Here is a 25,436-nt window from a genome sequence, read left to right on the forward strand (position 1 = left end):
CAGCAGCTCGCCCTATCTCGGGCTACCGAGCGTCATTCGCGGTCCGGCCGCGTTCGGCGTCACGGATCCGCCTGCGGTCCATGGCAATCCACGCCAGGCCGGCCCCGAATCCGAGCAGCCCGACGATCGCGGCCGCAACGCCGGCGCCGGGGAGACCCAGCGCGAAACTGGCCATGCACACCACGAGTGCCAGCGCCGCCGCGGCGACCACCGCCAGTCCGGGAGAACGACCCGAGTCCGGTGTCGACGCGTCTCCACGACCGCCGGCGCGGTGGTCGACCCGGCCGCTCGCGCTGTTGCCCATCAGCGTCTCCTCAGATGTCGCTTTCGTTGCACCGCTCGTTTCACGGGGCTACCCGAAAGCCCATCCGGGCAAACGGTTTACGGCCTAGAGGGTCTGGTGGCGCCCGAAGTACTTGTGGTCTTCGCTGTAGCCGCCGTAACCGCTGCCGATGTCGCGGTAGTCGGCGACGAACTCGATGCCCTTGATCCACTTGACCAACTTGAACCCGTGCTGCAGCTCGTTGCGCAGCCGCAGCGGCTTTCCGTGCATGTAAGGCAGCGGCTGGTCGTTCATGTTGTAGGCCAGCATCGTCATGTGGTGGTCCATCTGGCCGATGTGGTGGGCGTTGTAATAGATGCCGCCGGTGGCGCCCAGGCCCATCGAGTAGAACACCACCCATTTGGCCTCGGGCAGCGGTTTGACGAGGTCCATGATCGTCTTCATCTGCACGCCGCCCCACTTGGCGACGCCCGACCACGCCTGGATGCAGAAGTGCTGGCTGATCTGCTCGTGGTAGGGCAGCGCCTTCAGGTCGTCCAGCGAGAACTCCATCGGATGCTCGACAAGGCCGTAGACCTTCAGCCGCCAGTCACGAAAGTCGTTGCGTTCCAATTCCTTGTATTCGACGGTCTCCGGCAGGCGGCCGTTGCGCCAGTGGTGCGGCGAGATGTCCTTCTCGGTGAAGGCGCCCGGCTTGGGATCCAGCTGTTCGAGCATCCGCTGGAACGGGCCGACCAGCGCGTAACCGACCCGCTGGATCACCCGCGGATGGCGAATGGTGAACGGCGTGGCCCAGACCCACGCGACGGCCGTCACCGCCATCGCGGCGGTGAAGATCCAGAAGCCGGCCCAGCTGTTGTCGTCACGGGCGGCGAACATGTGGTTGAGGTTTCGCAGCGCGTTGGTGGTCAGCACCATCGTCACGTGGACCAGGATGAAGAACAGGAAGTACACCAGCACCACAAAGTGCAGCGACCGCGCGTGCTGGATGCTCAGCCGCTTGCTCAGCCAATGCACCCGCTGCGACAACGCGGGCGACATCCCCAGGCCGGTGAGGAGCGCGGCCGGGGCGGCGACGAAGACGGTGGTGAAGTACGACAGCAGCTGCAGGCCGTTGTAGGCGACCCAGCCGTTGTCGGTCGGCCAGTCCAGCGACAGGTACTGGATCGCCACCGAAACCGCGTTGGGAAAGACGTCCCAGCTGGTGGGCACGATGTGGCGCCACTGCCCGGTGGTGAACAGCAGCACGTAGAAGACCGCGCCGTTGACGAGCCACAGCACATCCACGCCGAGATGCCACCACCGCGCCAGCCCGATGGAGTGACGGAACCCGGGGAGCCCGAATTGCGGTGGGAGAGCGACGGTGTCGGAGTTGGCGGTCCACAGCTCGTCATCGGGTACCGGCGGGCCGACCCGCAGCCACTCGTCCTTGCCGGGGGTCGCGTTGCGGCTGAAGTAGAGGCGCGGGTGGTCGCAGAGAATCTGGATGCCCGTCCTGATGATGAACATCATCATGAACAGGTTGAAGAAGTGGGTCCACCCGATCCACGCGGGCAGGCCGGGCGTGACGCCGGTGTGGGCGTCGGTGCCCGGATGACGCTGGATGAACGACTGCACCGCCGGCATGTTGTGCAGCCCCTTGCCGATCGCCACGCCGACGACCAGCAGCGCCAAGCCGATCGGGATCAACCAGAGCAGGTTGAACCACTTGTCGCGGCCGACGCGCAGCTTCGGCGCCGTCGCCCGCCGGGTGAGATCGAAGCCGCCGCCGTAGGTTTCGACGTCGATGACGTCTTCGGCGGTGTGAATCTCGTTGCAGTAGTCCGGAATGGATTTCAGCGGCGTGCCCACCGCGACTGTGGAGACGTCTCCGTAGTCCGCTGCCCGCCCCCCGGCGGTCCCCGCGGAATCCAGGCGCGGGTCCCCGCGTTCGGTGTTCGTCACGTGGCCGAAAATAACACGATGACGCTTGGAGAAATTCGCGGAAAAGCTCCGGCACGGACCCGTCGGGCCGCGTGGCCGTCGGAAACAGTTGCCGACGGTCAAAATCCGCATCGTCATCAATGGCGATCGCCGCACATGCCGCGCAATCGGCACAATCTGGCCGCAAACTCGGTTCCTTAGGGGTCGCTGTGAGTTTGGGCATAACCTTCTGGACGGCCGCGCTAGGCGCCGTCGCGCGGCCGCAAACGGCGCACCGGGCGGCTCTCGATCGCATTGACGGTCAAGGCGCGGCGGCTGATCCGCCAGCCGTCGCCGGTCCGCTCGTAGGCGTCGTCGTAGCGCAGGTGCCAGACGAGGTCGACCACGTCGTCGCCGCGCCGGCTCCAGTGGTGCGCGATGCACGCGATGCGTCCCCGCGCGGCGCCGGGCCTTGCGGCCGCGTCGTAGACCTCGCCGACGATCGCGTGCTCGGTGCGGGTCACCGCCGCGACGGCGGCCAGCGCGGAGGCGATGGCGCCGCGGCCGCGGTGGGAGTGGACCGGCTCCAGCGTGGCCGGCGGGTCGGGCACCGCCAGCTCGGCGGTCGGAGTGAAAAGCATTGCGGCGGCGTTGAATTCACGGTCGTCGACGTGGGCCGCGTAGCGATGCGCCACGTCGCTGAGCGCCGCGCGGTCCTCGGCTGACAGCTTCATCCGTGTCAGACCAGCGAGAGCCGTTGGGCGCACGCGGACAGGATGTCCTTGGCCTCTTCGATGTCGGTGGTCGGCGGCATCGACAACACGAGCCGGTCGGCCCCCTGCTCGACGAGGCCGCCGGCGCGTTCGGCGTCGATCTTGGTGACCGCGTGGCCCAGCGACACTTCCAGGGCCGCCGGATCGCGGCCCGCCGCCGCCGCCTCGTCGCGCATCTGCGTCAGCAGCGACGCGAGTTGGGGACCCGCCACGCCGAGCGGCTGAAAGCCGTCCGCCAACCGCCCGGCGCGCCGGGCCGCCGCCCGGCTGTGCCCGCCGATGTGGATTGGAAGCGCTGCGCCCGCAACGGGTTTCGGGTAGCACATGGCGTTGTCAAAAGCGAAGAACTCGCCGTGATGCGACGCCCCCTGCGGCCGGTCGGCCCACAGCTCCCGCAGCACCGCCAGCTGCTCGTCGGCGCGCCGGCCGCGGGTGGCGAACTCCGCCCCGCACGCCTGTAGCTCCTCCTTGAGCCAGCCCACGCCCACGCACAGCCGCAGCCTGCCGCCGGACAGGGCATCGACGGTCGCCGCCCGCTTGGCGAGGACCACCGGGTGGTGGTTGGGCAGCACCAGGACCCCCGTGGCCAGTCCCAGGGTGCTGGTGCGGCCGGCCAGGAAGGCGAGCAGATCGAGCGGGTCGGGGATGGGGCAGTCGGCCGCCAGCCCGACCCGCCCGGAGCTGTCGTACGGGTAGACGCTGTCGTACTGCGTGGCCAGGACGGTGTGCTCGACGACGACGATCGATTCGAACCCGCACCGCTCCAGGTGCCCCGCGAAGGCCGCCATCCAATCGGGGTCCGCGGTGACGCCGGCGGCGACCGGGGCTACGACCCCGACCTTCAGGGAAGCGCTCATTGCCTGAAGCTAACAGGGGTCGCTCATCCCGGAGGCGCGATGGCCTCGCGGACGGCCTCGGCGAGGGCGGCCGCCCGGCGATCGGTGAACACGTCCTCGAGCAGCATCGCGCGGCCGTCGGGCCCGGTCAGGGGGACGCGCCAGTTGGGGTATTCGTCGGTCGTCCCGGGCTGGTTCTGGGTGCGGCGGTCGCCGACCGCGTCGGTCAGGGCCACACCCAGCAGCCGCGACGGCGTTCGGCCGAGGTATCGGTACAGCGCGAGGATGACGCGGTCGGGGTCGTCCTGAACGTCTGGGCCGTCGCCGAGCAGGCCGACCCGGCGCAGCTCGGCCATCCAGGCCGCCAGCTCGGCGCGGTCGGATTCCAGCTCATCCTCGACGGGCCGGGTCAGCAGGCCCAGGGACTCGCGCAGCCGCACGTGGTCGCCGGCCAGGTAGCCGGCGGTCGGCGGCAGGTCGTGGGTGGTCACCGACGACAGGCAGTACTCTCGCCACCGCTCGGCCGGCAGGGGCCCGCCGTTTCCGTCGCGGTCCAGCTCGAACCACAGGATCGAGGTCCCCAGCACGCCGCGTAATAAGAGGTAGTCGCGCACCCAGGGTTCGACGGTGCCGAGGTCTTCCCCGACGACCAGCGCCCCGGCGCGGTGCGCTTCCAGTGCGACGATGCCGATCATCGCTTCGTGGTCGTAGCGCACGTAGGTGCCCTGCGTCGGCAAGGCGCCCTGCGGGATCCACCACAGCCGGAACAGCCCGATGATGTGGTCGATGCGGACGCCGCCGGCGTGCCGCAGCACCGCGCGGATCAGCGCCCGAAAGGGGCGATACTCCAGCTCGTCGAGCCGGTCGGGCCGCCAGGGCGGCTGCGACCAGTCCTGGCCGAGCTGGTTGAACTCGTCGGGCGGCGCGCCCGCCGTCACCCCCAGCGCCATCGCGTCCTGCAGAGCCCAGGCGTCGGCGCCGTCGGGGTGCACACCGACGGCCAGGTCGTGCATGACGCCCAGCGCCATGCCAGCCCGAATCGCCTGCGACTGCGCCGCCGCGAGCTGTTCGTCGAGTTGCCACTGCAGCCAACGGTGGAAATCGATCGCGTCGGAATTCCTTTCGGCGAAACCGGCGACGCCCTCGGCGCCGGGGTGCCGCAGCGACTCCGGCCAGCGATGCCAGTCGCCGCCGTATTCCTCGGCCAGCGCGCAGTAGACGGCGAAGTCGTCGAGCGCGGTTCCCTCGCGATCGCGGAACGCCGAGTAGGCCAGCTCGCGGCCCGCCGACCTGGGCACCTCGTGGATCAGCTTGAGCGCCGCGCGCTTGGCCGCCCACACGCTGTCGCGGTCGATGGCGTCGAGTTGGGCGGTTCGCCGCTGAACCTCGGACCGCAGCCGCCGCACCCGGCCCCGCTTGGCCAGCTCGGCGAATTCCGGGATCGCCTCGACGCGCAGGTAGATCGGGTTGACGAAGCGCCGCGACGTCGGCAGGTACGGCGACGGCTCCATACGGCCGGTCGGCCCGGAAAACCCGGCCGCATGCAGGGGGTTGACGAGCACATAGTCCGCGCCGTGGCGGGACGCCGACCACACCGCCAGGTCGGTCAGGTCGGTGAGATCGCCGACGCCCCAGGACTGCTTGGATCGCACGCTGTAGAGCTGAGCGGCCAGCCCCCATGCCCGGCGGGCGCCGAGGCGCTCAGGGAGCCCGAGCCAGTCCGGCGTGACGATCAGCGCGGTGCTCGTCTCGGCCGCACCGGAGCGCAGGTGCACCCGGTGATATCCCAGCGGCAGTTCCGCCGGCAGCACGAAGCTGGCCTCACCGATCCAGCGCCCGTCCAGTTCGAACGGCGGCGTGAAGTTGTCGACCTGCTGCACCCCGCCGCGCACCGTGCCGTCCTCGAGCTGCAACCAAACCTCGGCCGGATCGCCGTGGGTTACGTGCACCCAGAATCGAATCGGTTCGCCGGTGCGCCCGACGATGGTCGCCGGCATCGGGCGTTCCCAATACGACCGCACCTGCGCGGCCAGGGCGGCGTTGCGCTCCTGCTCGGTGCCGGCCGCGACCCCGACCGCGGCCAGCACGGCGACCAGGGTGGCCTCCGCGACGGGCACCCGCCGGCCGGTCCAGTCCTCGTATTCGGTCGCGATGCCGAACCGCCGGGCCAATTCGACCAGCGAGGGCGCCAGCTCCGTCATGCCGCCCATCTTGCTTGAGGCCACCGCCGACCGGCGTCGGCGGGGCACCGCGTTGCGGGCTATTGGCAGGACGAGTGGACCAACCGCAGCTACGATGCCTGTAACGATGCCTATAACGAGGCGAGCAGACGTGGAAGATCGGGCCGGGGGATCAGTGGGGGACAGCAGGACCGCCAGCTCAGCGGCGCGCGGCCGCGGGCACCGGGCGCCGGCCGGGCGGACCAAAAAAGGCCGCATTGGCCTACATAGCGAAATGTGAACAAAAGATAACGCACAGGGCAACGCGTGGCGGGGTCCGTGCGGGTCGCTTACGGTTGTCACGGTTGTCGAAGCAATTCGCGCGCTGGACGTCCCTACAGGGACCAGATCCAGGCGTTCTAGCAGACCGGATGGTGAAATAGCGTGGCGGAAGAGAGTCGCGGGCAGCGGGGGTCGGGGTACGGCCTCGGGTTGTCGACCAAAACCCAGGTCACGGGCTATCAGTTCCTAGCCCGCCGTACCGCGATGGCGCTGACCCGGTGGCGGGTCCGGATGGAGATCGAGCCGGGACGGCGTCAGACGCTGGCCGTGGTGGCGTCGGTGTCGGCGGCGCTGGTGATCTGCCTGGGCGCGCTGCTGTGGTCGTTCCTCAGCCCGTCGGGCCAGATCAACGAGTCGCCGATCATCGCCGACCGCGACTCCGGCGCCCTGTACGTGCGCGTCGGCGACAAGCTGTATCCGGCGCTGAACCTGGCGTCGGCGCGGCTGATCACCGGGCGGCCGGACAACCCGCACCTGGTTCGGTCGAGCCAGATCGCGAACCTGCCGCGCGGGCCCCTGGTCGGCATACCGGGCGCGCCCACGCAGTTCGCGCCCAAGACCCCGGCGGCGTCGTCCTGGCTGGTGTGCGACACCGTGGGTTCGACCGGGGTCGGCGCGCCGTCGGGGGTGACCGTGACGGTGATCGACGGTACCCCGGACCTCAGCGGGCACCGTCGGGTCCTGAACGGGTCGGACGCGGTGGTGCTCAGCTACGGCGGGGACGCGTGGGTGATCCGTGAGGGCCGCCGGTCGCGCATCGACGCGATGAACCGCTCGGTGCTGTTGCCGCTGGGCCTGACGCCCGAGCAGGTCAGCATGGCCAAGCCGATGAGCCGTGCGCTGTTCGACGCGCTGCCGGTGGGGCCCGAGCTGACGGTGCCCGAGGTGCCCAACGCCGGCTCGCCGGCGACGTTCGCCGGGGCGCCGGGTCCGGTCGGAACGGTGATCGTCACCCCGCAAATCAGCGGGCCGCAACAGTATTCGCTGGTGTTGACCGACGGCGTGCAGACGCTGCCACCGCTGGTGGCCCAGATCCTGCAGAACGCCGGGGGCCCCGGCACCAGCACCAAGCCGGTGACCGTGGAGCCGGCCGCGTTGGCCAAGATGCCGGTGGTCAACAAGCTGGACCTGTCGTCGTACCCGGACAATCCGCTCAACGTGACCGACATCCGGGAGAACCCGGCGACCTGCTGGTGGTGGCAGAAGACCTCCGGCGAGAACCGGGCCCGCATCCAGGTGGTCTCCGGCTCGACCATTCCGGTGGCGCAAAAGGAACAGCACAAGGTCGTGTCGCTGGTCAAGGCCGACACCACCGGCCGCGAGGCCGACCAGGTCTACTTCGGTCCCGACTACGCCAACTTCGTGGCCGTCACCGGCAACGACCCGGGCGCCAAGACGACCGAATCGCTGTGGTGGCTGACGGACGCGGGCGCCCGCTTCGGCGTGGACGACACCCGCGACGTCCGGGAGGCCCTGGGCCTCAAGGGCACCCCCAGCCTGGCGCCGTGGGTGGCGCTGCGGCTGCTGCCACAGGGTCCGACGTTGTCGCGGGCGGATGCCTTAGTGGAGCACGACACCCTACCGATGGACATGTCCCCTGCAGAGTTGGTGGTACCGAAGTGAAACGTGGATTTGCGCGGCCGACGCCGGAGAAGCCGCCGGTCATCAAGCCGGAGAACATTGTCCTCCCGACACCGCTGAGCATCCCGCCGCCCGAGGGGAAGCCCTGGTGGCTGGTGGTGGTCGGCGTCCTGGTCGTCGGCCTGCTGATCGGCATGGTCGCCATGACCTTCGCCAGCGGCTCGCACGTGTTCGGCGGCGCGGGCGCCATCTTCCCGATCTTCATGATCGGCGGCGTCGCGATGATGATGTTCGGCGGCCGGTTCGGCGGCCAGCAGCAGATGAGCCGGCCGAAGCTGGACGCGATGCGCGCCCAGTTCATGCTGATGCTGGACATGCTGCGCGAGACCGCCCACGAGTCCGCCGACAGCATGGACGCCAACTACCGCTGGTTCCACCCGGCGCCGACGACGCTGCCGGCCGCGGTCGGGTCGCCGCGGATGTGGGAACGCAAGCCCGACGGCAAGGACCTCAACTTCGGTGTGGTGCGCGTCGGCGTGGGCATGACGCGCCCCGAGGTGACCTGGGGTGAGCCGCAGAACATGCCGACCGACATCGAGCTCGAGCCGGTGACCGGTAAGGCGCTTCAGGAGTTCGGTCGCTACCAGAGCGTCGTCTACAACCTGCCCAAGATGATCTCGCTGCTGGTCGAGCCCTGGTACTCGCTGGTCGGCGACCGCGAGCAGGTGCTGGGCCTGATGCGGGCCATCATCTGCCAGCTGACCTTCTCCCACGGGCCCGACCACGTCCAGATGATCGTGGTCAGTTCGGACCTGGAGCAGTGGGACTGGGTGAAGTGGCTTCCGCACTTCGGCGACCCGCGACGCCAGGACGCGGCGGGCAACGCCCGCATGGTCTACGGCTCGGTGCGCGAGTTCGCCGCCGAGCAAGCCGAATTGTTTGCCGGCCGCGGCTCTTTCACGCCCCGGCACGCCAGCTCGTCGGCGCAGACCCCGACGCCGCACACCGTCATCGTCGCCGACGCCACCGACCCGCAGTGGGAGTACGTGATCAGCGCCGAAGGCATCGACGGCGTGACGTTCTTCGACCTGACCGGCGCCTCGATGTGGTCGTCGGTGCCCGAGCGGACGCTGCGGTTCGACGACCGGGGCGTGATCGAGGCGCTGCCCCGCGACCGCGACACCTGGATGGTGATCGACGAGAAGCCGTGGTTCTTCGCCCTCACCGACCACCTGAGCATCGCCGAGGCCGAAGAGTTCGCCCAGAAGCTGGCGCGCTGGCGGCTCGCGGAGGCCTACGAGGAGATCGGGCAGCGGGTCGCCCACATCGGCGCCCGGGACATCCTGTCCTACTACGGGATCGACGACCCGGCCGACATCGACTTCGACTCGCTGTGGGGCGGCCGGTCCGACACGATGGGCCGGTCGCGCCTGCGGGCGCCGTTCGGCAACCGCTCCGACAACGGCGAGCTGCTGTTCTTGGACATGAAGTCGCTGGACGAGGGCGGCGACGGCCCGCACGGCGTCATGTCGGGTACTACCGGTTCGGGTAAGTCGACGCTGGTGCGAACCGTGATCGAGTCGCTGATGCTGGGCCATCCGCCCGAGGAGCTGCAGTTCGTGCTGGCCGACCTCAAGGGTGGGTCGGCGGTCAAGCCGTTCGCGGGCGTGCCGCACGTGTCGCGCATCATCACCGACCTGGAAGAGGACCAGGCGCTGATGGAGCGCTTCCTCGACGCGCTGTGGGGCGAGATCGCCCGCCGCAAGGCCATCTGCGACAGCGCCGGCGTCGACGACGCCAAGGAGTACAACTCGGTGCGCTCCCGCATGCGGGCCCGCGGCCAGGACATGCCGCCGCTGCCGATGCTGGTGGTCGTCATCGACGAGTTCTACGAGTGGTTCCGCATCATGCCCACGGCGGTCGACGTCCTGGACTCGATCGGCCGTCAGGGCCGCGCCTACTGGATCCACCTGATGATGGCCTCGCAGACCATCGAGAGCCGAGCCGAAAAGCTCATGGAGAACATGGGTTACCGGCTGGTGCTGAAGGCGCGCACCGCCGGTGCGGCGCAGGCCGCCGGCGTGCCCAACGCGGTGAACCTGCCCGCCCAGGCCGGTCTGGGTTACTTCCGCCGCAGCCTCGAGGACATCGTCCGCTTCCAGGCCGAGTTCCTGTGGCGGGACTACATCCCGCGCGGGATCACCGTCGACGGCGAGGAAGCCCCGGCGCTGGTGCACAGCATCGACTACGTCCGCCCGCAGTTGTTCACGAACAACTTCACCCCGCTCGAGGTCAGCGTCGGGGGACCCGAGGTGCAGGTGCCCCCCGCCCTGTCGAACGGCAACGGCGAGGTGCAGCCCATCGAGCTCGAAGAGGAAGACGAAGAGGGCATCCGCACCCCGAAGGTCGGCACGGTGATCATCGATCAGCTGCGCAGGATCGAATTCGAGCCGTACCGGCTGTGGCAGCCGCCGCTGAACCAGCCCATCGCCATCGACGAATTGGTCAACAGGTTCCTCGGCCACCCGTGGCAGCAGGACTACGGCAAGGCGCAGGACCTGGTGTTCCCGATCGGCATCATCGACCGTCCGTTCAAGCACGACCAGCCGCCGTGGACGGTGGACACCTCGGGCCCCGGCGCGAACGTGCTGATCCTGGGCGCCGGCGGGTCGGGCAAGACGACGGCGCTGCAGACGCTGATCTGCTCGGCGGCGCTGACCCACACGCCCGAGCAGGTTCAGTTCTACTGCCTGGCCTACAGCGGTACCGCGCTGACCACGGTCGCCCGGCTGCCCCACGTGGGCGAGGTGGCCGGTCCGACGGACCCGTACGGCGTGCGCCGCACGGTGGCCGAGCTGCTGGCGCTGGTCCGCGAGCGCAAGCGGACCTTCCTCGAGTACGGGATCGCCTCGATGGAGGTGTTCCGGCGCCGCAAGTTCGCCGGCGAGTCCGGTCCGGTGCCCAACGACGGGTTCGGCGACGTCTACCTGGTGATCGACAACTACCGGGCGCTGGCCGAGGACAACGAGGTGCTCATCGAGCAGGTGAACCTGATCATCAACCAGGGCCCGTCGTTCGGTGTGCACGTGATCGTCACCGCCGACCGCGAGTCCGAGCTGCGGCCGCCGGTGCGCAGCGGTTTCGGTTCGCGGGTCGAGCTGCGGCTGGCCGCGGTGGAAGACGCCAAGCTGGTGCGGTCGCGGTTCGCCAAGGAGGTTCCGGTCAAGCCGGGGCGCGGCATGGTCGCGGTCAACTACGTCCGCCTGGACTCCGACCCGCAGGCCGGCCTGCACACGCTGGTGGCGCGGCCCGCGCTGGGCAGCACCCCCGACAACGTGTTCGCGTCCGACAGCATCGTCGAGGCGGTCAGCCGGCTCGCGACCGGCCAGGCCCCGCCGGTGCGCCGGCTGCCGGCCCGGTTCGGCGTCGAGCAGGTGCGCGAGCTGGCAGCCCGCGACACTCGCGAGGGCGTCGGTGCGGGCGGGATCGCCTTCGCCATCTCGGAGTTGGACCTGGCGCCGGTCTACCTCAACTTCGCCGAGAACGCGCACCTGATGGTGACGGGTCGGCGCGAGTGTGGGCGGACCACGACGCTGGCCACGATCATGTCCGAGATCGGCCGGCTCTACGCGCCCGGCGCCTCCAGCGCGCCCCCGCCGCCGGCGGGGCGCCCGTCCGCCCAGGTGTGGCTGGTCGACCCGCGGCGCCAGCTGCTGACCGTGCTGGGCTCGGAGTACGTCGAGAACTTCGCGTACAACCTCGACGGCGTGCAGGCGATGATGAACGACATGTCGGCGCTGCTGGCCAGCCGGGAACCACCGCCGGGGTTGTCGGCCCAGGAGCTGCTGTCGCACTCCTGGTGGAGCGGCCCGGAGATCTTCTTGATCGTCGACGACATCCAGCAGCTGCCGGCGGGCTTCGACTCGCCGCTGCACAAGGCCGCCGCGTGGGTGACCCGGGCCGCCGACGTGGGCCTGCACGTGATCGTCACCCGCACCTTCGGCGGCTGGTCGTCGGCGGGCAGCGACCCGATGCTGCGGGCGCTGCACCAGGCCAACGCGCCGCTGCTGGTGATGGACGCCGACCCGGACGAGGGCTTCATCCGCGGCAAGATGAAGGGCGGCCCGCTGCCCCGTGGCCGAGGCCTGCTGATGGCCGAGGACACCGGGGTGTTCGTCCAGGTGGCGGCCACCGAGTTCCGCACGTAGTCACCGCGCGCTGCCGCTGCGCTGGGCTTAGCCCCAGTGCAGCGGCAGCTCGATGAGCGCGAAAGTCTTTGAGGGAAACTTGATTTCGGGTATGTAGTCGGACGGCACATCGAAATCGGGGATCTGCCTGAGCCATTCGGCGACGACGATGGTCAGCTCGATCCGCGCCAGATGGGAGCCCAGGCAGCGGTGCGGTCCGCCGCCGAAACCCCAGTGCCGGTGCACCTTGCCGTCCATGACCAGCTCGTCGCTCGACATCGCGTCGGTGCCGTCGCGGTTGACCGCTGCCATGCACAACCGCACCGGTGTGCCCGCCGGCAGCGTCATGCCCCCGATGGTCACCATTTCCGTCGTCACGCGCGGCGCCACCGGCGCCGACGGCTCCAGGCGAACGATCTCTTCGATGAAAACCCTGATCTGCCTTGGGTTTTCGCGCAACGCTTCGCGCAGTTCCGGCCTGCGCGCGAGTTCGTACAGTGAGAATCCGATGGCCGCGGTGACCGTGTCCAGGCCCGCCAGGATCAACAGGTGGCTCATGCCGAGCAGCTCGAGATCGGAAAAGTCGCCGTCGCCGGTCATCACATGCGACAACATGTCATCGCCGGGGTTCTTGCGGCGCTGCTGGATCACCTCCGACAGGTACGCCAACAGCTTCTGCCCCTTGTCGATGTCCTCAGGGCCGAGATAGACCTTGTCGGAGACGACGGAGTCTTTCCAATCGATCAACATGTCGCGGTCCTTGAGCGGCAGGCCGTAAAGATCGAGGAACACCTCGAAGGGGTACAGCCGCGCAAAGTCCGCCATCGCCTCGCACTTGCCCCGTTCGGCGACCGCGGCGATCATCTCCGCGGCGTGGCGCTCCAGTATGGGCCGGGACTTGGCCAAGCCGGCAGGGCTGAAGTAGGGCTGCAGAATCTTGCGGTAGCGGGTGTGCTCGGGCGGGTCGAACGCCAGCGGCACCACGGGCAGCGGATAACCCGGGGGCTGCAGCGCCAGCCGGGACGAGAAAACCTTGGGATTGCGCAGCGCGGCAAGGACATCCTCGCGGCGCGTGATGTAGTAGTGGCCGTTCATGAAGACCACCGGCCCGGCGTCTCGCAGCGCCTTCCAGCCGACACCGCGGTCGGCGGACATCGGCAACTTGAAGTAGTCGAGCCGCGGCAGGTAGAACGTGCCTGGCTGGCTGTCGCCAAGGGTGCTCATGCGCTGGTGATCTCCGCTTGTCTGTTTGTTGCCAGGCCCTGCTTGGAACCTCGTCGTCACCGATTTCGGCTGGCACACCAATATCGCATGCGCGCAAAAAGGGGGCCAATCGGCTGGCGAGTATGAGCCTGCACCCGGCGGCCGCGAGCGAGCGACTAATCTATCTATCGATTCGTCTAGTTCATCTGGGTGTTCCCCGAAGCCGCCGATGAAGGAAAACCTAGTGAAGGTTCGTCTCGAGAAGTCCAGATGTGTGGGCCACGCCCAGTGTTTCGCCGTCGATCCAAACCTGTTCCCGATCGACGAGTCGGGCTATTCGATCCTCGAAGAGCGCGAGGTGCGGCCCGAGGACGAGCAGCTGACGCGCGACGGCGTGGCCTCGTGCCCGGAAATGGCGTTGATCCTCGACGAGGACTGACACCGATAAGGGCGGGCTCAGAAACTTATGTGAGCCCGCCGCAAACGCGACATGCGAACCGCAGGTGAACATTCGGTCGTTCTTGGTGAACCGCGGTTGGCCGGGAGTGAACTTTGGTTGGCCGGGAATGAACAGTTGGCGTCGCGGGTCGGCGGCCCCCGAAACGACCAACTAATGTTTCTCGCGAGCGGCAGTTCGGACACAAAAGAGCTGTCGCTCGGTTGCTGACAGCGGGTCGACCGAGGCGCGTCGTGGACGTCGTTCGAAAGCAAATGTCCGGGAATTCTGGTGGCTGGCCACCGATTCGGGGACAACGAACGGGTCGCGCGGTGGCGCGGCGGTTACCCCGCCAACCGGATTTGCTGGCCCCAAGGTCCGAGTCAGACAACGACATCCGACGGGTAATGGCGCCCGGCGGTACCGATGTTTGTACGAGGTCGTGACTGCGACCGCCAGAGTTCTTATGTGACAGCCGAGATCGCCATCGCGATCACGGCCAACTGAGGAGGACACGGTGTTCGACTTCGGAGCGTTACCGCCCGAAATCAATTCCGGTCGGATGTACGCGGGTCCGGGAGCCGAGTCGATAATGGTTGCCGCGACGGCCTGGGATGCGCTGGCCGCGGAGCTGTCGACGGCCGCCAGCGGCTACAACTCGGTGATCACGGAGCTGACCAGCGCGCCATGGGTGGGCCCCTCGTCCACCGCGATGGTGTCGGCGGTCGTTCCCTACGTGACCTGGCTCAGCACCGCCGCCGGCCTGGCAGAGGAGAGCGCCAGTCAGGCGCGCGCCGCCGCGGGCGCTTTCGAGGCGGCGTTCGCGATGACGGTGCCCCCGCCCGTGATTGCGGCCAACCGGCTGTTGTTGATGACGCTCGTCGCGACCAACTTTTTCGGGCAAAACACCCCCGCCATCATGGCCACCGAAGCGCAGTACATGGAGATGTGGGCCCAGGACGCCGCGGCGATGTACGGCTACGCCGCATCCTCGGCGGCCGCCACCGTGCTGACCCCGTACCCGTCCCCGCCGAACACCAGCACGCCCGACGCGCCGGCCCAGCAGGGCGCTGCGGTCGCGCAGGCGACCTCGGAGCCGGCCGGGAACTCCGCACAGACGGCGGCGCAGGCGGCCGCCTCGATCCCCCAGACGCTGCAGCAAATGGCGCTGCAGTGGGTGTCGGGCCTGCAACCCACAAACTGGCCCTTCACGATGCTGCAGCAACAGTTCGAGGATTTCCTTCAATACGGGTTGCCCACCTCGCTCAACGACTGGTTCGGGATCAAAAACAATGGCTTGTCGTTTCCGTCCAGCGGCATAAGCCCCCTGTACAACGAGGCGAGACAGTTCCTGCAGGCGTACTTCGGGGTCGGTATCGGAAACTTCGGCTGGTCGATAGGCCAGCAGCTGACCTTCGGCCCCGGTGGTGCGACGGCCGGCGCCGGCGGTGCCTGGTTCCCGACCCCGCAGTTCGGTGGCCTGCACCTGGGCGCAGTCGGCGGCGGTCTGGGCGGCATCCCGCACACCGCTGGGGCGATAGAGGCGAGCACCGGCGGGGCCGGCAAGATCGGTGCGCTGTCGGTGCCGGCGAACTGGTCGACACCGACTTCAGAGGCCACCGTCACGCTCGCCGCCGCCGAGGAAACGCCGGCACACGCCGGTGCGGGCGCCCCCGGGAACGCCCTGCTGCGCGGCGTGCCGATGGGAGGCGTGGGTCGGCGCAGCGCAGGCTACGGCTACACGAACAAATACGGCTTCCGCTACAGCGTGCTGACGCGCCCGCCGTCGGCCGGATGATGACGGGCCCGAGATGAACATCAGTTGTCCACCAGTAAACAGTTCGCGCTAAGGAGGCGGGACCCGACCGGATCCAATTTAGTCTCACTAGCGAGCTATGTCCGCAAGTGAGCTTCACCAGCAACGCGTTCCTTAAAGGTCATCGAGCCTGAAGGTTGAGGAGGAAACCAAATGTCGTTTGTGACTACGCAGCCAGAAGCGCTGGCGGCGGCGGCCGGCAGCTTGCAGGGCATCGGCTCGGCGTTGAGCGCCCAGAATGCCGCCGCGGCGGCCCCGACGACGGGCGTGGTGCCTGCGGCCGCGGACGAGGTGTCGGCGCTGACCGCGGCGCAGTTCGCCGCGCACGCCCAGATGTACCAGGCCGTCAGCGCCCAGGCCGCGGCGATTCACGAGCAGTTCGTCAGCACCCTGGGCATCAGCTCGGGGTCGTACGCAGCGACCGAGGCGGCCAACGCGGCCGCGACAGGCTAGGAGGTCGGAACGTGTCTGATTTGGGGTTGTTGCCTCCCGAGATCAGCTCCGCGCTGATCTATGCGGGTCCGGGCTCTGGGTCGCTGATGGCGGCCGCCTCCGCGTGGAACGGGCTTGCCGCGGAGCTGAATTCGGCGGCGTTGGGCTATGACACCGTCGTCACGCAGCTGGCCAGCGAGGAGTGGCTGGGGCCGGCCTCGGCGTCGATGGCGGCCGCGGCGGAGCCGTACGCGCAGTGGATGGCCACCACCGCCGCGCAGGCCGAGGAGGCCGCCGCCCAGGCTCAGAACGCCGCGGCGGCCTACGAGACCGTGCTCGCCTCGGTGGTGCCGCCGCCGCTGATCGCGCTGAACCGCACCGAGCTGTCGCAGGCCACGGCGACCAACGTGCTGGGTCAGAACAACGGCATCATCGCGCAGCTGGAGGCCCAGTACCAGGAGTTTTGGGCCCAAAACGCCTCGGCGTTGTACAGCTACGCGGGACAATCGGCGGCGGCGACGAAGGTGACGCCGTTCCAGAACGCGCCCGCGGTCGCCAATCCGGCCGCTGCCAGTACCCAGGCCGCGGCGGCGGCGAGCAGTCCGGCCGCCTCGATCCAGCAGACCCTGCAGAGCTTCCTCACCCAGATCCAGACCCAGCTCGCACAACTGGCGGGGCCGTTCGCCAGCCCCACCACGACGACCCAGAGCGCATCGCTGTTCTCGTCGTCCAACCCGCTGCTGCAGGAGGCCTGGTTCCTCATCAGTGGCCAGACGGTCCTGCCGTCGAACATCGGTACGTTCCTGGGTGGTTACTCGAACTACGCGAGCTTCTTCTACAACACCGAGGGTCTGCCGTACTTCAGCGTTGGTATGGGGAACTTCGGTGTTCAGATGGCCAAGACGGTCGGGGCTATCGGCGGGGCGGCACCGGCAGCCGCGGCCGCCGTGCCCAAGGGCCTGCCCGGCCTGGGTGGGCTGCTCGGCGGCGGGGCCGGCGGAGCGGCGGCCCACTTGGGCGCCGCGACCTCGATCGGCAAGCTGTCGGTGCCGGCCACCTGGGCTGGGTCGGTCGCCCCGGCGACGGGGCATGTCGCGCCTCAGCTGGTCAGCACGGTCAGCGCCGCCCCGGAGGCCGCCTCCGGGGGGCCCGGAAACCTGCTGGGCGGCATGCCGCTGGCCGGGGTGGGCTCCGGCGCCTCCAGCGGTGCCGGGCCACGGTACGGGTTCCGCCCGACCGTTATGGCGCGGCCACCCCTGGGCGGCTAGCTGCCCTTCTGTTAACGCGCGTCGTGGGCGCAGGCATGATTGCCTGCGCCCACGGCCGTATCTGGCGACGACCCGACCACTTGCGTCCCGGCTAGCCATCTCGGCGCCGCCGTCAGGGCTTTTATCTGCGGCCGGATTTTTACCCGGCGGCACGGTTTCGGCCCCCGCGCACACCGGTCCCGGCGCCGCCGTGCCACCACGTCCCCCGGGCAAATCCTCGCCGTATTTCTGCAGTTGACGGCCGTGCCGTCACCTTGTCGCCGGCCGCGAGTCGCCGAGGTGGCCAGCGGGGCAACCGCGCCTACTGCGCGGCCACGCGGGGCGGCGTCGGCGCCGAGCCGGGGCGCCGAGGGATCGCGCCCCCTTAGCCTCAAGCAAGCAAATTTTCGTCGCGTGAAACAGCTTGCGAGGGGACAGGTGTTCGACTTCGGGGCGTTACCGCCGGAGATCAACTCGGGCCGGATGTACGCGGGCCCTGGTTCGGGATCCCTGATGGCCGCGGCCGGGGCGTGGGATGGGGTCGCCGCCGAGCTGGGCAACACGGCGGCCGGTTACACGTCGGTGATCGCCGAGTTGACCAGCTCGTGGCTCGGCCCGGCGTCGCGGTCCATGCTGGCCGCGGCCACCCCCTACGTGGACTGGCTCAACTCGGCGGCGGCGGCGGCCGAAGAGGCCGGCAACCAGGCGAGGGCCGCCGCGGCGGCCCTCGAAGCCGCGTTCGACCTGACGGTCCCGCCACCGGTGATCGCGGCCAACCGGGCGTTGCTGGCGACGCTGGTGGCGACCAACTTCTTCGGTCAGAACACACCAGCGATCGCTGCCACCGAAGCCCAATACGCCGAAATGTGGGCCCAGGACGCCACCGCCATGTACGGCTACGCCGCCGCCTCGGCGGTCGCCACGCGGCTCACCGAGTTCACCGAACCCGCACAAAACACCGACCAGGGCGGGCTGTCCGCTCAGGCGGCTGCCGTCAGTCAGGCCCTCGCCACCCCGGCCGGCACCAGCTCGCAAGCGGCCGCAACGACCCCGGCGCTCGGCGTCACCCCGAACACCATCTCAGGCACGTCGCTAGTCGCGACGATAAACCAAGCGCTGCAACAACTTTCGTCCGGGGCCCTGGCCTCACCGCTGAACCCGTACAACTGGTGGATCGTGCAGCAGTTCGCCAACCTCAACGTCGCGAACCGAACGGCGTTGTCCCGCGGCACCGTTGGGCTCGCATACTTTTCCGTCGGCATCATGAGCTTCTTCGGCTCCATCACGCAACAGTTGACCTTCGGTCCCGGGGGAGCCACGGCCGGCGCTGGTGGAGCCTGGTATGCCACACCGCAATTCGCCGGTCTCCACCTGGGCGCGGTGGGCAGCGCGGCCCCCAACGCCGTGTCGGCGAGCCTCTCCTCGGCCACCAAGATCGGGGGGTTGTCGGTGCCGACGAACTGGGCGTCCTCGCCCGGCGTGATCGAGGAACAGGCCGCGCAGGCCATCGCCGTCGACTACGTCACCGACCCGCAGGGCGGACCGAGCGGGCTGCTGCGCGGCATCCCGATGGGCAGCGGCGGCCGGCGCGCCGGCTCGGCCTGGCCCCCGCGCGAGTACGGATTCAGGCGCAGCGTGCTCACCCGACCGCCGTCCGCCGGATAGCGCGATGTCTGTCGAAAACGGCGCAATGCGGCGCAACCACCGACTTCGCCCGACGGCCGCCCGGCCGCGGCGAATCGACGCACCTCGGCCGAACGCCGGCGAGGTGCGCCATCAACCCACGAATATCGAGGAGGCGACAACATGTCGTTCGTGACTACGCAGCCGGAGGCGCTCGCGGCTGCGGCGGGCACCCTGCAGGGCATCGGGTCGTCGTTGAACGCCCAGAACGCCGCGGCGGCGGGGCCGACCACGGGGGTGGTGCCGGCGGCGGCCGACGAGGTGTCGGCGCTGACGGCGGCGCAGTTCGCCGCCCACGCTCAGGTGTACCAGGCCGTGAGCGCCCAGGCCGCGGCCATTCATGAGTTGTTCGTCAACACCTTGGGCGTCAGCGCCGGGTCGTATGCGGCCACCGAGGCGGCCAACGCGGCCGCGGCCGGTTAGGGGTCTGAACATGGCAATCGATTTTGGTGCGCTGCCACCGGAGATCAACTCGGCGCGCTTGTACGCCGGTGCGGGCTCGGCGCCGCTGGTGGCCGCGGCCTCCGCGTGGAACTCGCTGGCCGCCGAGCTGAACGCCGCCGCTCTGGGCTACGAGAACGTGGTGACCCAGTTGGCGGGCGAGGAGTGGCTGGGCCCCGCCTCGGCGTCGGCGGCCGCGGCCCTGCAACCGTATATCGACTGGGTGAGCACCACCGCGGCCCGGGCCGAGGAGGCGGCCACGCAGGCCAGCGCGGCCGCCGCGGCGTACGAGAACGCCATCGCCTCGATCGTGCCGCCGCCGCTCATCGCGGCGAACCGGGCGGAGCAGGCGCAGGCGGTGGCGACCAACATCTTGGGGCAGAACACGGCGATCATCGCCCAGCTGGAGGCCCAATATTTGGAATTTTGGGCCCAAGACGCCGCAACGATGTACAGCTATGCCGGCAACTCGGCGAGCGCTTCGACGGTTACGCCATTCACCGCGGCGCCGCAGGTCGCCAATCCGGCCGCCTCGACCACGCAGGCCGCCGCGGTCACCTCCGCCGCGGGGACGTCGGTCGGCTCAATCCAGCAGCAGATCAACAACGCAATCAGCCAGATCACCGCCCAGCTGCTAAGCCTCGCCGCGCCGTTCTATGGACCCATTAACCAGGAATGGGACTTCCTGACGTCGTCTTCCGGGCCGCTGTCTTGGCTCTGGAAGATCTTGTTCGGGAGCACGAGCTTCCCGGGTAGCAGCCTTTCGGCGTTCATGTCGGCGGTGTCGCCGTATGCGGGCGTCTTCTATAACACCGAGGGTCTGCCTTACTTCAGCATCGGTATGTCCAACTTCCTGACTCAGACCGCGAAAACGGCGGGGGTGCTCGGCGGCGCGGCGCCGGCGGCCGCGGCCGCCGTGCCCAAGGGCCTGCCCGGGCTGGGCGGGCTGCTGGGGGGCGGCGGCGCCCCGCCCGTGGCGGCCCACCTGGGCAGCGCGACCTCGATCGGCAAGCTGTCGGTGCCGGCCTCCTGGTCGGGGCCCGCCGCGGCGCCCAGCCACGCCACCGCCATCCCGGTCAGCAACGTGCGGGAAGCCCCCGACGCGGGCGCCGGAAACCTGCTGGGCGGCATGCCGCTGGCCGGTGCGGGCACCGGATCGTCGGGTGCCGGACCGCGCTACGGGTTCAAGCCCACAGTGATGGCCCGCCCGCCCGCGGCCGGATAGTTGCGACCCGGCGAACGGCGATGACGCTCGACGGTTACGGCGGCCCGCCACGCGCCCCCCCGGGGCATTTGCTCCCCGGGGTTGCGTCACGGCGCGGGCGACCGCCATACTTACTGGTCAGCCCGCCCGGCGAGGGTCTCCCCGTGCACGGCGGCTGGCGGTTTGCTGTGAGCGTCCTGCAAGACCCCCGTTCCGGGCCGGACCCTGTTACTGTGTCGTTACCAAAAGTGAATTCGCCGTGCCATCCAGTGAACAATTGCAAACAGGTGGTGCCGTAGACCGCTTGAAATCGATGTTGTCATCTAATCTCTTGCACAGAGTGCCGGAGGCAATCGAGGAGGGAAAACTATGTCGTTCGTGACCACACAGCCGGAGGCTTTGGCCGCGGCGGCGGGGAGCTTGCAGGGGATCGGCTCCGCGCTCAGCGCCCAGAACGCGGCTGCGGCGGCCCCAACGACCGGGGTGGTGCCCGCCGCCGCCGACGAGGTGTCGGCGCTCACCGCGGCTCAATTCGCCGCGCACGCGCAGATGTACCAGGCGGTAAGCGCCCAGGCCGCAGCGATCCACGAGCAATTCGTGAACACCCTGGCGATCAGCTCGGGTTCGTACGCCGCCACCGAGGCCGCCAACGCCGCGGCAACCGGCTAGCCGATTCGGCAGTTCGAGGATGTCGGGGCGCGACTACCAGTCCGGGACGGCGCCCCGACATGCCGACACTTACTTCACCGATCCCGACACCGCGGTTGGGGAACGGGGAGGGGACAGCTTCTCTGCATGCGGGTCGGCGGTGCGTTAGCGCGTAACCGTCCGGCCCGTCGCCAACACAACTGAAAACCAAGTCACTGAGTACTAAGGAGAAAGCCGACATGGCAACACGTTTCATGACTGACCCGCACGAGATGCGGGCGATGGCGGGCCGTTTTGAGGTCCACGCTCAGACTGTTGAGGACGAGGCGCGCAAGATGTGGGCGTCGTCGATGAACATTGCCGGTGCGGGCTGGAGCGGCCAGGCGCAGGCGACCTCCTACGACACCATGGGTCAGGTCAATCAGGCGTTCCGCAACATCGTGAACATGCTGCACGGGGTGCGTGACGGGCTGATCCGCGACGCCAACAACTACGAGCAGCAAGAGCAGGCTTCCCAGCAAATCCTCAGCAGCTAGCCGACGCAACGCTTTCGATTCGAAAGAACACCGCTATGACAATTAACTACCAGTTCGGCGATGTGGACGCGCACGGCGCCACGATTCGCGCTCAGGCTGCGGCGCTGGAGGCCGAGCACCAGGCCATCGTTCGCGATGTGCTGGCCGCTGGTGACTTTTGGGGTGGCGCCGGTTCGGTGGCGTGCCAGGAGTTCATCACCCAGTTGGGTCGCAACTTCCAGGTGATCTACGAGCAGGCCAACGCCCACGGCCAGAAGGTGCAGACCGCCGGCAGCAACATGGCCAGCACCGACAGCGCCGTCGGGTCCAGCTGGGCCTAACTCCAACTTCAGGCGCGGCAGCACACCACACCTCGGTGTGCTGCCGCGTCCTGCGGTTTCCGACCACTTCGACTGCTTAGGGTATCGATGGACCAACAGAGCACCCGCGCCGACATCACCGTCAACGTGGACGGGTTCTGGATGCTTCAGGCGCTCCTCGACATTCGACACGTCGCGCCGGAATTGAGGTGCCGGCCGTACGTGTCGACCGACTCGAGCGACTGGCTGAACGAACACCCCGGGATGGCGGTGATGCGCGAGCAGGGCATTGTCGTCGGAGACGAGGTACACGAACAGGTCGCCGCCCGAATGCGGGTCCTCGCCGCGCCCGACCTCGAGGTCATCGCGTTGCTGTCGCGCGGCAAGCTGCTCTACGGCGTCGTCGAGGACGAGAACCAGCCGCCAGGTTCGCGGGACATCCCCGACAACGAGTTCCGGGTCGTGCTCGCCCGCCGCGGTCAGCACTGGGTGTCGGCGGTGCGGGTCGGCAGTGACATCACGGTTGACGACGTCGCCGTCGCCGACAGCGCCTCGATCGCGTCGCTGGTGATCGACGGCCTGGAGTCGATCCACCACGCCGAGCCCGCGGCCATCAACGCCGTCAACGTCCCGCTGGAGGAAATGCTGGAGGCCACCAAGTCCTGGCAGGAGTCCGGCTTCAACGTCTTCTCGGGTGGCGACCTGCGCCGCATGGGTATCAGCGCCGCCACCGTCGCCGCGCTGGGCCAGGCGCTGTCGGATCCGGCGGCCGAAGTCGCCGTCTACGCCCGCCAGTACCGCGACGACGCCAAGGGGCCCAGCGCCTCGGTGCTCTCGCTCAAGGACGGTTCGGGCGGCCGCATCGCGCTCTATCAGCAGGCCCGCACCGCGGGGTCGGGGGAAGCGTGGCTTGCCATCTGCCCCGCGACGCCGCAGCTGGTTCAGGTCGGCGTCAAAACGGTCCTGGACACCCTGCCGTATGGCGAGTGGAAAACGCACAGCAGGGTTTGACGGGATTCCGGGGTTTCACACCGTGCGAAACACAAACTTTACCAATGCTTTTGCCCATAACATGCGGCCGGGACGCCAAGACGGCATACTTCCCTAGAACCATCAGCAAATCTCCAAAAACAGCGTCACCACAACTCTTTAACGCAAGGCGAGGCAGATGAAATCCGAATTAGTCGAGCTGCACCTCCCGGGAGGCCGCATAGCGTCGGCACAGGGGTCGACGGCGACCCTCGCGCGGCCGGCGACACGGGGTTACACAATCACCATGACAGGAGGTGCGGGTCGATGACCGCGGTAGCTGAGTCCCTACAGGCAGAAATCGAGGGAATCTCACAGCCTCGGGCGGTGGTGGTCGGCGTCATGGCCGGCGAGGGCGTGCAGATCGGCGTCCTGCTGGACGCCAACGCGCCGGTGTCGGTGATGACCGACCCGCTGTTGAAAGTGGTCAACAGCCGGCTCCGCGAACTGGGCGAGACCCCGCTGGAGACCACCGGCCGCGGCAGGTGGGCGCTGTGCCTGGTCGACGGGACGCCGCTGCGCGCCACCCAGTCGCTGACCGAGCAAGACATCTATGACGGCGACCGGTTGTGGATCCGGTTCCTCCCGGACACCGAGCACCGCTCGCAGGTCATCGAGCACATCTCCACCGCCGTCGCGGCGAACCTGAGCAAGCGATTCGCCGCGATCGACCCGATCGTCGCCGTGCAGGTCGGCGCGTCGATGGTGGCGGTCGGGGCGACCGCGGCGTCCGGCCTGCTGGGGTGGTGGCGCTGGCACCACAATTCCTGGCTGCCGACCGCCTACTCCGCGGTGATCGGCATCCTGGTCTACACCGTGGCCATCCTGCTGGCGATGCGGGCGAAGACCGACTCGGATCGCCGCGTCGCCGACATCCTGCTGCTGAGCGGCCTGGCGCCGCTGACCGTCGCCGCGGCGGCCGCGCCGCCCGGCGGCGTCGGGTCTCCGCAGGCCGTGCTGGGCTTCGGCGTGCTCGCCGTCGCCGCGGCGCTCACGCTGCGCTTCACCGGGCGCCGGCTGGCCATCTACACCGCGCTCGTCACGATCAGCGCGGTGGCGGCCGTCGCCAGCCTCGCGCGCATGGTGGCGATGACCAGCGCGGTCACCAACTTCAGCTGCGTGGTGCTGGCCGGCGTGCTGGCCTACCAGGCCGCGCCGGCCATCTCCCGCCGGCTGGCCGGCATCCGGCTGCCCGTCTTCCCGTCGGCCACCAGCCGGTGGGTGTTCGAGGCGCGCCCGGACCTGCCCACCACCGTGGTGCGCGCGGACGGCGGCGCCCCGGTCCTAGAGGGTCCCGCGTCGGTCCGCGACGTCGTGCTGCAGGCCGAGCGCGCCCGCTCGTTCCTCACGGGCCTGCTGCTGGGGCTGGGCGTGCTGATGGTGGTGTCGCTGACCGCGCTGTCGGACCCGCACACCGGGCAGCGCTGGCTGCCGCTGCTGCTGGCCGGCTTCAGCGCCGGGTTCCTGATGCTGCGCGGGCGCTCCTACGTCGACCGGTGGCAGGCGATCACGCTGGCCGCGACCGCCGTCATCATCGTCGCCGCGGTGGTCATCCGGTACGCGCTCGTGCTGCAGTCGCCGCTCGCGGTGTCGATCAGCGCGGCGATCCTGGTGCTGCTCCCGGCGGCGGGCCTGACCGCCGCGGCCGTCGTGCCCAACACCATCTACAGCCCGCTGTTCCGCAAGTTCGTGGAGTACATAGAGTACCTCTGCCTGATGCCGATCTTCCCGTTGGCGTTCTGGCTGATGAATGTCTATGCGGCGATCCGTTACCGCTGACCGCAGGAGGTGGCGTGGTCGCGCGTCCCGCGCGACCATCGCCGCGCTCCTGCTCACTTCGGGTGCGCTGGCCGGGTTACCGCCGGCGTCCGCGATCTCACCGCCGACGGTCGATCCGGCCGCCGTCCCGCCGGACGGTCCGCCCGGGCCGCCGGCGCCGATGAAGCAAAACTCCTACTGCACCGAGGTCGGGGTGTTGCCGGGCAGCGATTTCCGGTTGCAGCCCAAGTACATGGACATGCTGAACCTGCAGGAGGCGTGGCAGTTCGGTCGCGGCGCGGGGCAGAAGGTGGCGGTCATCGACACCGGTGTCACGCCGCACCCCAGGTTTCCGCACCTGCTCCCCGGCGGCGACTACATCATGGCCGGCGACGGGCTCTCCGACTGCGACGCCCACGGCACCATCGTGGCGTCGATGATCGGCGCCGCACCGGCCAACGGCGCCGTCGCGCCGCCCGCCGCGCCGCGTAGGCCGGTCACCATCCCCACCACCGAGCCGCCGCCGAAAGCGCCGCCGCCGCAGACGGTGACGTTGTCGCCGCTGCCTCAGACGGTGACCATGGTTCCCCCGCCGCCGCAGTCCGAGGCGCCCGCGCCCGGACCGTTCGGCGCCCCGCCCC

At 69.1% G+C, this 25,436-nt stretch carries 21 protein-coding genes; 15 read left to right on the top strand and 6 right to left on the bottom strand.

The window, feature by feature from the left end; translation table 11 throughout:
* Nucleotides 1–22 precede the first annotated feature (22 nt).
* From AWC19_RS20055 to malQ, 5 genes are all read right to left on the bottom strand, one after another.
* Nucleotides 23–304, bottom strand: a complete 282-nt coding sequence (locus AWC19_RS20055; RefSeq protein ID WP_085079733.1) for a hypothetical protein — start codon at nt 302–304, stop codon at nt 23–25.
* 84 nt (nt 305–388) lie between these two features.
* The gene (locus AWC19_RS20060; RefSeq protein WP_085079767.1) at nt 389–2,134 is read right to left on the bottom strand and encodes a molybdopterin-dependent oxidoreductase; all 1,746 of its coding nucleotides are present in this window, start codon (nt 2,132–2,134) and stop codon (nt 389–391) included.
* Between the two features lie 314 nt (nt 2,135–2,448).
* Nucleotides 2,449–2,919, bottom strand: a complete 471-nt coding sequence (locus tag AWC19_RS20065; RefSeq protein ID WP_085079734.1) for a nuclear transport factor 2 family protein — start codon at nt 2,917–2,919, stop codon at nt 2,449–2,451.
* A gap of 5 nt (nt 2,920–2,924) precedes the next feature.
* Nucleotides 2,925–3,803, bottom strand: coding sequence for an LLM class F420-dependent oxidoreductase (locus AWC19_RS20070; protein WP_085079768.1), 879 nt, complete (start codon nt 3,801–3,803; stop codon nt 2,925–2,927).
* Nucleotides 3,804–3,838: 35 nt separating this feature from the next.
* On the bottom strand, nt 3,839–5,995 hold the full coding sequence (gene malQ / locus AWC19_RS20075; protein WP_085079769.1) for a 4-alpha-glucanotransferase: 2,157 nt from the start codon (nt 5,993–5,995) through the stop codon (nt 3,839–3,841).
* Between the two features lie 402 nt (nt 5,996–6,397).
* Here malQ and eccB point away from each other — a divergent pair, with 402 nt between their 5' ends.
* Together eccB and eccCa are read left to right on the top strand one after the other, a co-directional pair.
* Entirely contained in the window at nt 6,398–7,918 is a 1,521-nt protein-coding gene (gene eccB, locus AWC19_RS20080) for a type VII secretion protein EccB (RefSeq protein ID WP_085079735.1), read from the top strand.
* On the top strand, nt 7,915–12,084 hold the full coding sequence (gene eccCa, locus AWC19_RS20085) for a type VII secretion protein EccCa (RefSeq protein ID WP_085079736.1): 4,170 nt from the start codon (nt 7,915–7,917) through the stop codon (nt 12,082–12,084). Before eccB ends, eccCa begins: the two co-directional genes overlap by 4 nt.
* A gap of 27 nt (nt 12,085–12,111) precedes the next feature.
* Here eccCa and AWC19_RS20090 read toward each other — a convergent pair whose 3' ends face one another.
* Nucleotides 12,112–13,287: a cytochrome P450 gene (locus tag AWC19_RS20090; protein ID WP_085079737.1), complete on the bottom strand. Its 1,176-nt coding sequence runs from the start codon at nt 13,285–13,287 to the stop codon at nt 12,112–12,114.
* Nucleotides 13,288–13,510: 223 nt separating this feature from the next.
* Here AWC19_RS20090 and AWC19_RS20095 point away from each other — a divergent pair, with 223 nt between their 5' ends.
* From AWC19_RS20095 to AWC19_RS20155, 13 genes are all read left to right on the top strand, one after another.
* Nucleotides 13,511–13,705: a ferredoxin gene (locus AWC19_RS20095; RefSeq protein WP_085079770.1), complete on the top strand. Its 195-nt coding sequence runs from the start codon at nt 13,511–13,513 to the stop codon at nt 13,703–13,705.
* A gap of 514 nt (nt 13,706–14,219) precedes the next feature.
* Complete coding sequence (locus AWC19_RS20100) at nt 14,220–15,500, top strand: PPE family protein (protein WP_085079738.1); 1,281 nt, start codon at nt 14,220–14,222, stop codon at nt 15,498–15,500.
* A gap of 171 nt (nt 15,501–15,671) precedes the next feature.
* Nucleotides 15,672–15,971, top strand: a complete 300-nt coding sequence (locus tag AWC19_RS20105; protein ID WP_085079739.1) for a PE family protein — start codon at nt 15,672–15,674, stop codon at nt 15,969–15,971.
* Nucleotides 15,972–15,982: 11 nt separating this feature from the next.
* Nucleotides 15,983–17,218 (top strand): PPE family protein, encoded by a 1,236-nt coding sequence (locus AWC19_RS20110; RefSeq protein WP_085079740.1) that lies wholly within the window; start codon nt 15,983–15,985, stop codon nt 17,216–17,218.
* A 417-nt stretch (nt 17,219–17,635) separates the two neighbouring features.
* Entirely contained in the window at nt 17,636–18,862 is a 1,227-nt protein-coding gene (locus AWC19_RS20115) for a PPE family protein (protein WP_085079741.1), read from the top strand.
* Between the two features lie 141 nt (nt 18,863–19,003).
* On the top strand, nt 19,004–19,303 hold the full coding sequence (locus AWC19_RS20120; RefSeq protein ID WP_085079742.1) for a PE family protein: 300 nt from the start codon (nt 19,004–19,006) through the stop codon (nt 19,301–19,303).
* Nucleotides 19,304–19,319: 16 nt separating this feature from the next.
* Entirely contained in the window at nt 19,320–20,546 is a 1,227-nt protein-coding gene (locus tag AWC19_RS20125; protein ID WP_142281319.1) for a PPE family protein, read from the top strand.
* A 348-nt stretch (nt 20,547–20,894) separates the two neighbouring features.
* Nucleotides 20,895–21,194 (top strand): PE family protein, encoded by a 300-nt coding sequence (locus AWC19_RS20130; RefSeq protein WP_085079744.1) that lies wholly within the window; start codon nt 20,895–20,897, stop codon nt 21,192–21,194.
* A gap of 218 nt (nt 21,195–21,412) precedes the next feature.
* Nucleotides 21,413–21,709: a WXG100 family type VII secretion target gene (locus AWC19_RS20135; RefSeq protein WP_003874404.1), complete on the top strand. Its 297-nt coding sequence runs from the start codon at nt 21,413–21,415 to the stop codon at nt 21,707–21,709.
* Nucleotides 21,710–21,744: 35 nt separating this feature from the next.
* Nucleotides 21,745–22,029: a WXG100 family type VII secretion target gene (locus AWC19_RS20140; protein WP_085079745.1), complete on the top strand. Its 285-nt coding sequence runs from the start codon at nt 21,745–21,747 to the stop codon at nt 22,027–22,029.
* An 87-nt stretch (nt 22,030–22,116) separates the two neighbouring features.
* Nucleotides 22,117–23,019, top strand: coding sequence for an ESX secretion-associated protein EspG (locus tag AWC19_RS20145; RefSeq protein ID WP_085079746.1), 903 nt, complete (start codon nt 22,117–22,119; stop codon nt 23,017–23,019).
* 285 nt (nt 23,020–23,304) lie between these two features.
* Nucleotides 23,305–24,816, top strand: a complete 1,512-nt coding sequence (gene eccD / locus AWC19_RS20150) for a type VII secretion integral membrane protein EccD (RefSeq protein ID WP_085079747.1) — start codon at nt 23,305–23,307, stop codon at nt 24,814–24,816.
* On the top strand, nt 24,794–25,436 hold a 643-nt coding region (locus tag AWC19_RS20155), incomplete at its 3' end, for a S8 family serine peptidase (protein WP_342743799.1). The genes eccD and AWC19_RS20155, both read left to right, overlap by 23 nt.

The organism is Mycobacterium palustre (assembly GCF_002101785.1).
In the GTDB taxonomy this organism is placed as follows: Bacteria; Actinomycetota; Actinomycetes; order Mycobacteriales; family Mycobacteriaceae; genus Mycobacterium; species Mycobacterium palustre.